The organism is Microbacterium sp. ANT_H45B (assembly GCF_008369345.1).
GTDB lineage: Bacteria > Actinomycetota > Actinomycetes > Actinomycetales > Microbacteriaceae > Microbacterium.
In genome coordinates this window covers 734,699-748,484 of record NZ_VOBK01000003.1, presented here as the reverse complement: position 1 = coordinate 748,484, position 13,786 = coordinate 734,699, and the positions used below count along the sequence as shown (strand labels likewise).

Sequence of the window (13,786 nt, the reverse complement as noted above, 5' to 3'; positions counted from 1 at the left end):
CGGACGTGACCGTCATCGCGTCACCCGCGCACGCCCAGACGGACCGGATGCCGGCGGCGTCCAGCCCCGGTCGCCGCCGTCGCCGACGCAACCCGGGCGCATCCCCCTGGTGGGCTCTCGTCTTCCTCGGCCCCACGGCCCTCGGCATCGCCGTCTTCTACCTGTGGCCGACCGTGCGCACGCTCATCATCTCGTTCACGAAATCGGGCCCGTTCGGCGGCGCGGAATGGGTCGGGATCGAGAACTACGTCCGCCTGTTCCAGGACCCGGAGCTGATCGGGGCACTGCGCAACACCGCCGTCTACACGGTCATCGCCCTCATCGGCATCCCGCTGGCCGTCGGAATCGCCGCCCTCCTGAACACCGCAGGGCTCAGGGGGCGCAGCGCCTATCGGACGCTGTACTTCATCCCCGTCGTCACGATGCCCGCGGCGATCGCGCTGGTGTGGCGCATGATCTACAACGGCGACTACGGCGTGCTCAACGCCGCACTCGGCTCGGTCGGCATCGAGGGCCGGAGCTGGCTCACCGATCCGCACACAGCCCTCGTGGCCATCGCGGTCGTGGGCATCTGGGCGGGCCTCGGCACCAACATCGTCATCTTCCTCGCGGGCCTCCAGGGCATCCCCGACACGATCATGGAGGCGGCCGATCTCGACGGTGCGGGTCCGGTGCGCAAGTTCTTCTCCCTCACCATCCCCCTGCTGTCGCCGTCGATCTTCTTCGTCAGCGTCATCAGCGTGATCGGCGCCCTGCAGGTGTTCGACCTCATCTACATGATGCTCGGACGCAGCAATCCGACGATGCCCAACACCCGCACGGTCGTCTACCTCTTCTACGAAGCCGGGTTCCTCGACAACGACCGGGGCTACGCCGCCGCCGTCGCCTTCCTGCTGCTCGTGATCATCCTGGTGCTCACGGTCGTGCAGTTCCGTCTGCAGAAGAAGTGGGTGCACTATGAGTGAGGTCTCGCTCGACACGCGCGCCATCGTCGGCGCTCCGACCGGTCGCTCGGCCGCCGGTCCCGGAAAGCCCCGCAACAGGGCGCTCTGGATCGTCCACGTCGTACTCCTCCTCGGCGCGATCCTCATGGTCTTCCCGTTCCTCTGGCAGCTGCTGACCTCGTTCAAGACGCTGTCGGACTCGGTGCAGGTGCCGCCGAGCCTGCTGCCGCGAGAGTGGGTGTTCACGAACTTCGCCGAGGTCTTCGACTCGATGCCGTTCGCGCAGATGTTCGCCAACTCGGTGCTGCTGACGGTCGGCCGCACGGTCGGACAGGTGGTGCTGTGCACCATGGCCGGGTATGCGTTCGCCCGCATCCCGTTCCCCGGACGCAACGCGTTGTTCGTGGTGTTCCTGTCGGTGCTCATGGTGCCCTCGCAGCTGTACCTGCTGCCGCAGTACGAGATCATCCAGTCGCTCGGGTGGCTGAACACCCTGCAGGCGCTGATCGTGCCCGGGATCTTCAGTGCCTTCGGCACGTTCCTCATGCGTCAGTTCTTCATGTCGATGCCGGCGGAACTCGAGGAGGCGGCCCGCATCGACGGGGCGAATCCGTGGCAGACCTTCTGGCGGATCATGGTTCCGCTCGCGAAGCCTGGCATCATCGCTCTCGTGGTGTTCACTGTGCTGTGGTCCTGGAACGATCTGCTCTGGCCGTTGATCGTGACGACCGACCCCGCCAAGATGCCGCTGTCCGTCGGGCTCTCGCAGCTCGTCGGCATCCACGGCACCGACTACCCGGTGCTGATGGCGGGAGCGCTGCTCGCGACCCTGCCGATGCTGGTGACCTTCATGATCCTGCAGCGGCAGTTCATCCAGGGCATCGCCTTCAGCGGATCGAAGGGCTGACCGATGGCAGAGCGCAGGCAGCAGTCGACGACCTCACGGCGTCCGACGCTCCGGATGGTCGCAGAGCGCGCAGGCGTCTCGACGGCCACGGTGTCGTACGTGTTCTCCGGACGCTCGGGCGCGGCGTCGGGGGCGGGCGTCGCCGAGGCCACCGCGGCCAGGGTGCTCGCGGCGGCCGACGAGCTCAACTACCGGCCCAACATCGCGGCGCGGACGATCCGCACCGGGCGCAGCGGCATGGTGCAGCTCTCGCTGCACATGCTCAGCGACCCGTGGTCGCTCGCGGTGGCGGATGCCGTGAACGTCGAGGCGAACAGGCACGGCCTCACGACGCTGATCCTCGCCGACGGCGACTGGCATGCGGCTCTCGACCGGGTGGAGAGCGACGTCGCCTATCTCGACGGCGTGGGGATCGACGACGATGCCGAGCGCAAGCTCGCCGACCTCGTGCAGCGCGGACAGCGACTCGTCGTGTTCTCGGAGCACCTCGAACCCGCCGGATTCGACGTCGTGCGCTCGGACGCGATCCCCGGGTGCGAGCTCGCGATGGACCATCTGCTCGAACGGCACGTGCGGATCGGATGTCTGGCCGCCGAGGGGGCCGTGCGCCTCGCGCCCACGCAGGTCACCCGGTACACGCCGTACCTCGAGAAGATGGCGGATGCCGGCCTCGAGGTCGATCCCGAGTGGACGGTGACCTACACCGAGGGCCAGGCGAGCGCCTTCGCGCAGGCGGTGCGACTGCTCTCGCGCGACGACCGGCCGGATGCGATCTACGCGACGACCGACTTCGCGGCCATCGCGGCGATCAATGCGGCGCACATGCTCGGACTCCGCGTGCCGCACGACGTCGCGGTGATCGGCGTCGGCAACACCCCCGACGCGCAACTCATCGCCCCCACCCTGACAACGGTCGGCCCGACCGACTTCTACGACCGGCAGGCGCGCATCATCATCGACCGCGCTCTCGCGGCGGACGACTCCCCTGCGCGGCTGTACGAGTTCGCCTGGTCGCTGTTCCCCGGGGCGTCGACGGACCTCGACTCCTCCACCACTCACGTGCGCTGACGCAGGCGTCCGCGCACCCACGATTCGACTCTCAGAAGGACCACCGTGGATCTCACCATCGGAATCATCGGCTTCGGCGCGCGCGCCACCCTGCGCGAGGAGGTGCACCGCCCCGGTCAGGGGTCGCGCATCACCGCGATCTGCGACCCATCGGAGCGTGCTCGCGACGACGCGCGGCGGCTGCTCCCCGAGGCCCTCGTCACCGACTCGCTCGACGACCTGCTCGCCTCGGGAGTCGACGCCGTCATGGTGCTGACGCCCGACGACACGCACGCCGCCCTGAGCATCCGCGCCCTCGAAGCCGGTGTGGCGGTGTTCTGCGAGAAGCCCCTCGCCATCGACCTCGCCGACGCCGACGCCATGCTCGAGACGGCCCGCCGCACCGGCAGTCCGCTCTACATCGGGCACAACATGCGCCACATGCCGGTGATCACGCTCATGCGCGGCCTCATCCAGGACGGACGGATCGGTGCCGTCAAGGCCGTGTGGGTGCGCCACTTCGTCGGACACGGAGGCGACTACTACTTCAAGGACTGGCACGCCGACCGTCGCCGCACGACGGGGCTGCTCCTGCAGAAGGGGGCGCACGACATCGACATCATCCACTGGTTGGCCGGCGCGTACACCGAGCAGGTCGCGGCGATGGGCGAACTCAGCGTCTACGGCGGCATCGCCGACCGGCGCGATCGCACCGGAGAGCGGATGCCCGACTGGTTCAGCGTCGACAACTGGCCGCCCGCATCGCTCACGGGTCTGAACCCCGTGATCGACGTCGAGGACATCTCGATGGTGAACATGCGCCTGTCAGGGGGCATCCTCGCGTCGTACCAGCAGTGCCACTTCACCCCCGACTACTGGCGCAACTACACGGTGATCGGCACCGAGGGGCGCATCGAGAACTTCGGCGACACCGCCGGCAGCGAGGTCAGGCTGTGGAACCGTCGGCACCGAGGTGCGGCAGAGGCCGACGAGACGTTCGTCGTTCCCGAAGCGGAGGGTGCAGGGCACGACGGCGCCGATGCGCTCCTGGTCGCGGAGTTCCTGCGCTTCGTGCGTGACGGGGGAGTGACCGAGACGTCACCCGTGGCCGCTCGCGAGGCGGTGGCCGCCGGCATCCTCGCGACCGAGTCCCTGCGCGCAGACGGTTCGGCGATCGCGATCCCCGCACTGGAGCCCGACCTCGTCGCGTACTTCGAGCGCGGTCAGGTCGAGTAGCCGGACGCTGAGCGCCTGCACCGGGCGAATGCCCAGGTTCGCCGCGCAGAATGTACAAACGTACATGTACGTGCGTACAGGCATGACAGCGCAGGGGGATCCGGATGAGCGAGGGCACACGCCGCCGCCGCGACCCTGAGGCACGCCGTCTCGAGATCATCACGGCCGCCGCCGAGCTCATCATCGAGGTCGGCGTCGACGCTCTCACGCACCGCAAGGTCGCCGCCCGCGCCGGTGTGCCGCTGGGGTCGACCACCCAGTACTTCGCCACCCTCGACGACCTGCGCGAAGCGGCCATCGGCGCGCTCGCCGCCGAGGTCGAGGTGCGTATCGACGAGACCAGGCGAGCGGTGGCCGCAGAGGGTGTGAGCCCCGAGGGCATCGCGCGACTCGTGCACCGCAGCCTCGAGGACGCGAGGGCGGTGCAGGCCGACCGCGCGGTCGTGACCGCGGCCGTGCACGATCCCCGCGTCCGCGCCTTCGCCCGGCGCTGGTCCGAGGAGATCGTCGGCTTCATCTCGCCTGTCCACGGAACGGATCGCGCACGGGCCGCCGCCGCCTTCATCGACGGCGTACTGTGGCACTCACAGATCCACGACGAGCCGCTCGACGAAGAGCTCATCCGCGACGCCCTCGCCGGGATCCTCATTCCCTCTCCGGCGTCCCCCTCCGCATCCGCCGCCGCAGCATCCGCCTGATCCGATCGAGAGAGAATCCGCCTTGTCGAACCTCGCCGTCCTGAGTCTCAAGAACCGCGCACTGATCGCGCTCATCACGATCGTCGCCGCCGTGTTCGGCGGACTCGCTCTGACGAACCTCAAGCAGGAGCTCATCCCGTCGCTCGAACTCCCGAACCTCGTGGTGCAGACGACGTACCCCGGCGCCTCGCCCGAGGTCGTCGAGAACGACGTGTCGACCCCCATCGAATCGGCGATCCAGGGCGTGCCGGGGCTCGAGGCCACCACGGCGACGAGCACCACCAATGCGTCGATCGTGCAGGCCACCTTCGCGTACAGCACGAACCTCGCGACAGCCGAGCAGAAGATCCAGCAGGCGATCAACCGCATCTCGGGTCAGTTGCCCGACGACCTCAGCCCGCAGGTCCTGACGGTGTCGATCGACGACTTCCCGGTGATCCAGGTCGCGGTCACCGGCTTCGACGACGCCGAGAACGCCCAGGCCGAACTTCAGAACATCGCGATCCCCGACCTCGAGGACGTCGACGGGGTCAACGCCGCCCAGATCATCGGCGGCGTCGGACAGCGCATCACGATCACCCCCGATCTCGCGAAGCTCGCCGCCGCAGGACAGAGCACGCAGGCGATCAGCACGGCTCTGCAGCAGAACGGCACACTGTTCCCGGGTGGAGACATCACCGAGAACGGCCAGACGCTCACCGTGCAGACCGGCGCGAAGATCACCTCGGTGGAGGAGCTCGCAGCCCTTCCCCTGGTCGGCTCCGACCAGTCGATCGGCGATGTCGCCACCGTCGTGCAGGAGTCCGACCCGGTCTCCTCGATCTCTCGCGTCGACGGCAAGGACGCGCTCTCGATCTCGATCACCAAGCTGCCCGCCGCCAACACGGTCGACGTCTCGCAGGGCGTGATCGCCGCTCTGGACGAGATCGGCAAGACGTTCCCCGATGCCGACTTCACGATCATCTTCGATCAGGCGCCCTTCATCCAGCAATCGATCGAGACACTGGCCGTCGAAGGACTCCTCGGTCTCGTGTTCGCCGTGCTGGTCATCCTGGTGTTCCTCTTCTCGATCCGCTCGACCCTCGTGACGGCGATCTCGATCCCGACGAGCGTGCTCATCACGTTCATCGGACTGCAGGCGTTCGGGTACTCGCTGAACGTCCTCACGCTCGGCGCCCTCACGATCGCGATCGGTCGCGTCGTCGACGACTCGATCGTCGTGATCGAGAACATCAAACGCCACTACGTCGGCGACGCCGACAAGGGAGACGCGATCCGCCTCGCGGTGCGCGAGGTCGCGATGGCGGTCACTGCCTCCACCATCACCACGGTCGCGGTGTTCCTGCCGATCGTGTTCGTCGGCGACGTGGTCGGAGAGCTCTTCCGTCCGTTCGCGGTCACCGTGTCGATCGCGATGGTCGCCTCGCTGCTCGTCTCGCTGACGATCGTCCCGGTGCTCGCCTACTGGTTCCTCCGCCCGGGCAAACCGCTGCTCGACGAGAACGGCGTGCAGATCGACCCGGAGCACCAGGATGCTCCTCCGACCCGACTCCAGCGCGGCTACCGCCCGATCCTGGCGTGGACGCTCAAGCACTCCGGCATCACGGTGATCCTCGCCGTCATCGTGCTCGGTGCGACCGTCGCGGCGGCGCCGCTGATGAAGATCAACTTCCTCAGCGACTCCGGTCAGAACACGATGACCGTCACGCAGGACCTCGGACCCACGGCGAGCCTGGAGACCAAGTCCCAGGCGGCCATCGCCGTCGAGGACGCACTGCTGGACATCAAGGGCGTCACCCACGTGCAGGCATCGATCGGATCGAGCGGCTCGGCGCTGCGCGACGCCTTCTCGGGCGGCGCCGGCGTGACCTACTCGGTGCTCACCGACGGCGACGCCGACCAGGAGAAGCTGCGCGCGTCGGTGCAGAGCGCGATCGAGGACCTCACCGACGTCGGCGAGGTGTCGGTCGCGGCATCGGCCGGACTCGGCTCCAGCGACATCGAGATCACGGTCTCGGCATCCGGCTCCGACGACCTTCAGACCGCGACGACGGCCGTCATCGACGAGCTGAAGGACCGTGACGGCATCGGCCAGATCACCGACAACCTCGCCGCCGCTCTGCCGTACCTCGCCGTGGTCGTCGACCGCGACGCGGCCGCCCAGCGCGGTCTGTCCGAGGTCGCCGTCGGAGCGATCGTGTCGAACACGATGCGCCCCGAGCAGCTCGGCTCGATCGAGATCGACGACACCGCGCTGACCGTCTACCTGGCGTCGTCCGAGCCGCCCACCACGGCGCAGGCGCTGCGCGAGCTCGCGATCCCGACCGCCCTCGGCGTCGTGCAGCTGCAGGACATCGCCTCCGTCGAGGAGCGCAACGGGCCGACGTCGATCACCACTGAGCAGGGACGCCGCACCGCGACGATCACCGTGCCTCCGGCATCCGACAACCTCGCCACCGCCACCGCCTCGGTGACCGCGGCGCTCGCTGCGGTCGACCTGCCCGACGGTGCGTCGGCCGAGGTCGGCGGTGTCGCCTCGCAGCAGGCCGACTCGTTCTCGCAGCTGGGCCTGGCGATGCTGGCGGCGATCCTCATCGTCTACGTGGTGATGGTGGCGACGTTCAAGTCGCTGCGCCAGCCACTGCTGCTGCTGGTGTCGGTGCCGTTCGCGGCGACCGGAGCGATCCTGCTGCAGATCGTCACGGGCGTGCCGCTCGGCGTCGCCTCGCTGATCGGTGTCCTGATGCTCATCGGTATCGTGGTGACGAACGCGATCGTCCTCATCGACCTGGTGAACCAGTACCGGGAGAAGGGTCTGTCGACGATCGATGCCGTCAAGGCGGGTGGTGAGAAGCGTCTGCGGCCGATCCTGATGACGGCCCTCGCGACCATCTTCGCGCTCACCCCGATGGCGCTCGGCATCACCGGGCACGGCGGATTCATCTCGCAGCCGCTCGCGATCGTGGTGATCGGCGGACTCATCTCCTCGACCGTGCTGACGCTGATCGTGCTGCCGACCCTCTACAACCTCGTCGAGGGTGCGAAGGAGCGGCGTCGTGCCCGCAGGGCGGGATCGGGCGACGACGGCTCAGCGTCGGCCGACCACGAGCCGTCCGACGGCCCTGTACCTGCCGGCGATGTGGCACTGGCCGGTGCCGGTGCCGGTGCCGGTCTGCCGCATGCGCCGCAGCTGACGCGTCGGGAGCTTCGCGAGCGCGGCGAGTGATCGCCGCCCCGTCTGCGATTCAGCATGGCTGAGCCCGATGCCCGCCCGGAAGCGATTCCCGGGCGGGCATCGGCGTATCGGTGCTGAATCGTGCCCGCGGCGCCGGGGACTCAGTCGAGCGTGATGCCCCACTCGAGCGTCCAGGTCTCGCCGGGATCGAGGCGGCGGATGCCGGCGCCGCTGTTCAGCGCGTCCGCGGGGGCCGTCATCGGCTCGATCGCGACCGCCAGCGGCTGTCCGGGGTACTTGTCGGTCGTGAACACCTGCGCGAAGTCGAAGCCGGCCCCCTGCCAGACCGTGAGGCGGCGACCGTCCGGCGCGGTGAGCGAGTGCCGGACGAGTCCGTCGGGGTCGCGATCGAGATCGGCGAACCCGGTGTCGAGGCTCGTGTCGCCCAGGCGGATGCCGTCGCGCAGCGCCGCGTCGACCGGGCGCGATCCGGTGGGCAGCATCCGCTCGTCCGTATCGAATGCCGTCTGCGCCGGAACGCGCAGCACGAGATCCTGCGTGTCCACATCGCCGATCATGAAGAAGGGATGCGTGCCGAGGGCGACCGGTGCCGCAGTGGCCGACCGGTTCGTGAGGGCGTGCGTGACGTCGATGCCGTCGGCCCGCAGCACATAGGTCACGCTCGTCTCGACGAGGTACGGGTAACCGGTCTGCGGCACGATCGTCGCGGTCAGCGTCGCCGCTGATGCGGTCTCGGAGATGTCGTAGGAGGTGAAGCGCAGCAGTCCGTGGCTGGCGTTCCGGAACTTCGGCTCGGTGATCGCGAGCTGCCGCTCCGTGCCGCGGTCATCCCACCGTCCGTCGCGCACCCGGTTCGGCCAGGGGGCGAGCACGACCCCCGAACAGGAGGGTGTCGGAGCGTCGAGCGGATACGGGGGGATCAGATCGACCGCGCCGATGCGGAGGGCGCGGAGCGACGCGCCGACCTGAGCGATCTGGGCGCTGACGTCGCCGAGCTGGAGGTGCACCTGGATGCCGGTGGGGGAAGCGGAGTTCACCTCGCCATCGTATGGCTCGCCGCGAGCCGGACTTGGCACTCTTTCAGGCGTGCCCGCTACACTTGTGCGGTCGGCTTCGGACACCCGCGCATGGCGCGGACGTTTTTGTGTAAGAAGTGTGAGTCCAGGGGCCGATGGTGAGCGTCGATCGACGTAAATCAACCATCACATGAATGGCCCCGGCCGCTGACAGTCCGGAACCCCGAGCTCGATCACTTTGGATCAGGCACAGGGTGCTCGCGCGTGTGCGCAGCGCTGTTCTCGTGCGAGAACTCAGAAGGACGCATCCATGCCCAAGAACAAGAAGCCCCGCGGCGGACGCCCCGCCGCCAACTTCGAGCCGCGCTACGGCGCGAACAAGACCTCGTTCCACGACCGCCACACCGGCGGCCGTGACGCCGGGCGTCCCGAGCGCGGCGGACGAGCGGATGCCGGCGAGCGCCGCAGCGCTCCCGCCGCAGGCGGCTACGACCGTCGCCCCGGCAGCCGCAGCGTCGGACACCGCGGATACCGCGCGGCCGAGGCCGAGACCGGCGCTCCCAAGCAGCGCTGGAGCGCGCAGGAGCGTGCGGGTCGCGACGAGGCTCGCGGCATCCGCAACCGCGCCGAGTCCGGCCGTCGCGAGGCGCCGCATCACCGCGGCGACGAGCGCACCGAGCGTCCCCGCTTCAGCGACCGCGCCTCGACCGGTGCGCGTCGATTCGACGACCGCCCGACCCGCGCCGGCGGACGCGACGAGCGTCCTCGCTTCGACCGCGACGACCGCCCGCGTCGTGACGACCGTGGCGGCCAGCGCCCCACCGGTCCCGGCACCTACCGCGACGAGCGCGGCGGCCAGCGCGACGAGCGTCCGCGTCGCGACGACCGCGGTGCCGGCACGCAGCGCCAGGGCTTCCGCGACAACGACCACCGCGATGGCGGCCGTCCCGTTCGCGACGACCGTCGCGGCCAGCGTCCGACCGGTCCCGGAAGCTACCGTGACGAGCGCGGCAGCCGTGACGACCGCGGCGGTCAGCGCTTCGGTCGCGACGAGCGTCCGCGTCGTGACGACCGCGGTTCCGGTGCGCCGAGCCGCGGCGCGGAGCGCCCGGAGCGCTCCTACGATGCCGACCGTGCCCGTCGCGCCTTCGATCGCGACCGCACGCAGCGGTCGTTCGAGGGCGGTCGCGACGAGCGTTCGCGTCCGTCGACCGGTGGTGCGTACCGCACCGACCGTGTGCGCCCGCTGACCTCCGACACCCGCGGGCGTCCGAGCCGCAACGAGCGTCCGAGCCGCAACGACTGGAACGCGACCCCCGCCGCCGCGCCGAGCAAGAAGTTCGAGCAGGGCGATGACGTCGTGCACGAGCGCCTCGAGGCGAAGTCGGTTGCAGCCGTCGAGGTCGATGGTGTGACCTTCGGCGATCTCGGGCTCGGCTCCAACATCGTCGACACCCTCGTGGGCATGGGAGCGGCCACGCCGTTCCCGATCCAGGCGGCCAGCATCCCGGCCGTGCTCGCGGGCCGCGACGTGCTCGCCCGTGGCCGCACCGGCTCGGGCAAGACCATCGCCTTCGGTGCACCGCTGGTCGAGCGCGTCCTGCAGTCGCAGGCCGGCAAGCGTCGTGAGTTCGGACGGTCGCCGCGTGCGATCATCCTCGCGCCGACCCGCGAGCTCGCGCTGCAGATCGACCGTACGATCCAGCCGATCGCGCGCAGCGTGGGTCTGTTCACCACCCAGATCTACGGTGGCGTGCCCCAGGGACGTCAGGTGGGCGCGCTGAAGAAGGGCGTCGACATCGTCATCGGCACGCCCGGTCGCGTCGAGGACCTCATCAACCAGGGCAAGCTCGATCTCTCCGACTGCCGCATCGCGGTGCTCGACGAGGCCGACCACATGTGCGAGCTCGGATTCGTCGAGCCCGTGCAGCGCATCCTGCGGCACACCGCCGACGGCAGCCAGAAGCTGCTGTTCTCGGCCACGCTCGACCGCGAGGTCGCGGCGCTGGTCGACGAGTTCCTCGTCGATCCTGCCGTCTACGAGGTCGCCGGTGAAGACCAGGACTCGAGCACCATCGAGCACCGCGTGCTCGTCATCGAGCACCGCGACAAGGCCGACATCCTCACCTCGCTCGTCGACCGCGACGGCAAGACCCTCGTCTTCGCCCGTACCCGCGCGTACGCCGACATGCTCGCGGAGCAGTTCGACGATGCCGGCATCCCGGCCGTCTCGCTGCACGGCGACCTGAACCAGGCCAAGCGCACGCGCAACCTCGAGCGTCTGACCTCGGGCCGCGTGAATGTGCTCGTCGCGACGGACGTCGCCGCCCGCGGCATCCACGTCGACGACATCGACCTGGTCGTCCAGGCCGATGCTCCCGACGAGTACAAGACGTACCTGCACCGCTCCGGCCGTACCGGTCGCGCCGGTCGCTCGGGACGTGTGGTCACGCTGATCACGCGCCAGCGTCAGCGCCGGATGACGGAGCTGCTGGAGCGCGCCGAGATCGAGGCGCCGTTCGAGAACGCGCGCCTGAACGACGACCTGATCGAGGAGATCGCCGGTCGCGTGCCGACCGCGGCAGATCTCACGGCCTGATCCGCTCGAAGGCCCCGTCTCCGCATCTGCGGGGACGGGGCCTTCGTCATGCCGTGCGCCGTCTCTCCGGGAGGAGATCCACGCGTCGGGAGGAGGATTTCAGGCAGCGAGTCCTCCCGACAGGCAGTTCTCCTCCCGACGCGGTGCACGGCGCGGTACCGGCGCAGGGAGGAGGAGCCCGCGTCAGCCGAGTCGGTGCTCGTGGATCGCGGTGGTCAGCGTCGTGCCGTTGAGGTCGAGGTAGAGCACCTGCTCGGTGACGGTGAGGGTCATCGTGTTGCGACGCTCGAGGAGGGGCGCGGCCGAATCGACGAAGCCGGGGTCGAAGCTGAAGACGCGCAGGTCTTCGGAACGGTGGATGCGCTTGTCGGCCCACGGCGCCATGACCTTCGCCGGGTCGCGATGCGTGTACACGACCGTGCGCTCGGCGAGCCGGGAGCCGTAGTGCAGGCGTTCGGCATCCGGCGCTCCGACCTCGATCCATGCGGTGGTGCTGCCGGTGAGGTCGCGCACGAGCACGGCCGGCTCATCGGTCTGCGAGATGCCGCCGCCGAAGGCGATGCCCTCGGTGAATTCGAGTCCGTACGCCAGTACGCGCGTCAGCATGTAGGCGTCGGTCTCTGACGGATGCCGGGCGACACGCAGCGAGTAGTCGTCGTAGACGCCACGATCCATGTCGGCCAGCTGGACGTCGAACGTGTGCATCGTGGAGCCGGTAGCCATAACGACCGAGCCTACGCGCCCTGGACGCGCTCTCCGGACCTCACCCGATCGATCGACCGGCAGCGTCCTCGCGCGAGGGCGTCTGCGCCTTCCCTCGATCGCCGAGAAGCACGATCCCGATCAGGACGAAGGAGGCACCGAGGGCGGCCGCCCCCACCATCGCGAGCGTCGAGCCGCCGCCGAGCGGCAGCAGTGTGCCGTAGACGGTCGCGGCGAGACCGGCGAGGAACAGCAGGGCGACGTATCCGCGGAACATGCAGCCCAACCTAGCGGGATGCTCGGCGCACACGCCCGGAGGGCCCGGAGAGTCCGCCGGAACGCCGTGCGCCGGAACCTCGGATCATCGGCACGTCAGAACAGCATCGGCTGCGCGGGTGCGGCAGGCGCCGCGACGGCGGGTGCCGGGCGCCCGTGCGGGGCGGACGAGCGGATGCCGCGCACCGGATAGTCGTCTTCGTGCTCGGCGTCGAGACCGTGCATCCGGATCAGTGGACGTACCCTCTTGCCCAGCCATTGCCGATAGCCCTTCGGTGCCTCGGCGGAGACCCCCGGGTACAGTCCGCGATACGACGAGACGAGATCCGGGCGGTACTCGCCCAGCCACTGCATGAACCACGGCTTCACGCCCGCGCGAAGGTGCAGCGCGCCGTAGACGACGCGGCTCGCGCCCGCCTCCTTGATGCGGCGCAGTGCGGTGTCGAGCGCCTCCACCGAATCGGTCATGTGGGGCATGATCGGCATCAGGAAGACCGTGACCCGGAACCCTGCGTCGCGCAGAGCCCGCACCGTATCGATCCGCGCCTGCGTCGTCGGCGTACCCGGCTCGATGGCCTTCTGCAGCTCGTCGTCGTACATCGCGATCGACATCTGGATGTCGACGGGCACGCGCTGTGCGGCCGCGACCAGCAGAGGGATGTCGCGACGGATCAGCGTGCCCTTCGTGAGGATCGACATCGGTGTTCCCGACGTCGCCAGCGCGTCGATGATCCCCGGCATCAGTCGGTAGCGCCCCTCGGCCCGCTGATACGGGTCGGTGTTGGTGCCCAGGGCGACGGTCTCGTGTTGCCAGCTGCCCTTGCGCAGCTCCTTCTGCAGAATCTCGACCACGTTGGTCTTGACCACGATCTGCGAGTCGAAGTCGGCTCCGCCGTCGAGGTCGAGATACTCGTGCGTCCCTCGAGCGAAGCAGTAAACGCATGCATGGCTGCATCCCCGATACGGGTTGATCGTCCAGGCGAACGGCATCCGCGATGCGCCGGGGACGTGATTGAGCGCGGACTTCGACAGCACCTCGTGGAAGGTCATCCCTGCGAAGTCGGGCGTGGTCACGGTGCGCAGCACGCTCGAGCGGTCTTCGAGACCCGGGAGTGCCCCGGAGTCGACGTCGCCGACCTTCTGACCTTGCCACCTCATGCAGACA

At 69.1% G+C, this 13,786-nt stretch carries 11 protein-coding genes; 7 read left to right on the top strand and 4 right to left on the bottom strand.

Annotated elements, in window-relative coordinates; genetic code table 11:
• Positions 1–5: 5 nt before the first annotated feature.
• The 6 genes from FQ142_RS15540 to FQ142_RS15515 all read left to right on the top strand — a co-directional run bounded on the left by FQ142_RS15540 (position 6) and on the right by FQ142_RS15515 (position 8,058).
• The gene (locus FQ142_RS15540) at positions 6–965 is read left to right on the top strand and encodes a carbohydrate ABC transporter permease (protein WP_149424017.1); all 960 of its coding nucleotides are present in this window, start codon (positions 6–8) and stop codon (positions 963–965) included.
• Complete coding sequence (locus FQ142_RS15535) at positions 958–1,851, top strand: carbohydrate ABC transporter permease (protein WP_188042434.1); 894 nt, start codon at positions 958–960, stop codon at positions 1,849–1,851. The genes FQ142_RS15540 and FQ142_RS15535 overlap by 8 nt, the downstream gene beginning before the upstream one ends.
• Before the next feature lie 3 nt (positions 1,852–1,854).
• The gene (locus FQ142_RS15530; protein WP_149424016.1) at positions 1,855–2,919 is read left to right on the top strand and encodes a LacI family DNA-binding transcriptional regulator; all 1,065 of its coding nucleotides are present in this window, start codon (positions 1,855–1,857) and stop codon (positions 2,917–2,919) included.
• Positions 2,920–2,964: 45 nt separating this feature from the next.
• Positions 2,965–4,134 (top strand): Gfo/Idh/MocA family protein, encoded by a 1,170-nt coding sequence (locus tag FQ142_RS15525; protein ID WP_149424015.1) that lies wholly within the window; start codon positions 2,965–2,967, stop codon positions 4,132–4,134.
• Between the two features lie 104 nt (positions 4,135–4,238).
• A complete protein-coding gene (locus tag FQ142_RS15520) occupies positions 4,239–4,832 on the top strand; it encodes a TetR/AcrR family transcriptional regulator (protein ID WP_056413458.1) in 594 nt (197 codons plus the stop codon).
• Positions 4,833–4,854: 22 nt separating this feature from the next.
• Positions 4,855–8,058, top strand: a complete 3,204-nt coding sequence (locus FQ142_RS15515) for an efflux RND transporter permease subunit (RefSeq protein ID WP_149424014.1) — start codon at positions 4,855–4,857, stop codon at positions 8,056–8,058.
• Between the two features lie 110 nt (positions 8,059–8,168).
• Here the strand turns inward: FQ142_RS15515 and FQ142_RS15510 are convergent, their stop codons facing one another.
• Positions 8,169–9,065, bottom strand: a complete 897-nt coding sequence (locus FQ142_RS15510) for an aldose 1-epimerase family protein (RefSeq protein WP_149424013.1) — start codon at positions 9,063–9,065, stop codon at positions 8,169–8,171.
• Between the two features lie 289 nt (positions 9,066–9,354).
• Here FQ142_RS15510 and FQ142_RS15505 point away from each other — a divergent pair, with 289 nt between their 5' ends.
• Positions 9,355–11,643, top strand: coding sequence for a DEAD/DEAH box helicase (locus tag FQ142_RS15505; protein ID WP_149424012.1), 2,289 nt, complete (start codon positions 9,355–9,357; stop codon positions 11,641–11,643).
• A gap of 183 nt (positions 11,644–11,826) precedes the next feature.
• Here FQ142_RS15505 and FQ142_RS15500 read toward each other — a convergent pair whose 3' ends face one another.
• The 3 genes from FQ142_RS15500 to FQ142_RS15490 form a co-directional block, all read right to left on the bottom strand.
• Positions 11,827–12,366: a YaeQ family protein gene (locus FQ142_RS15500; RefSeq protein ID WP_149424011.1), complete on the bottom strand. Its 540-nt coding sequence runs from the start codon at positions 12,364–12,366 to the stop codon at positions 11,827–11,829.
• A gap of 40 nt (positions 12,367–12,406) precedes the next feature.
• Positions 12,407–12,622, bottom strand: coding sequence for a hypothetical protein (locus FQ142_RS15495; protein WP_149424010.1), 216 nt, complete (start codon positions 12,620–12,622; stop codon positions 12,407–12,409).
• A gap of 95 nt (positions 12,623–12,717) precedes the next feature.
• A complete protein-coding gene (locus FQ142_RS15490; RefSeq protein ID WP_149424009.1) occupies positions 12,718–13,779 on the bottom strand; it encodes an Rv2578c family radical SAM protein in 1,062 nt (353 codons plus the stop codon).
• Between the last annotated feature and the right edge of the window lie 7 nt (positions 13,780–13,786).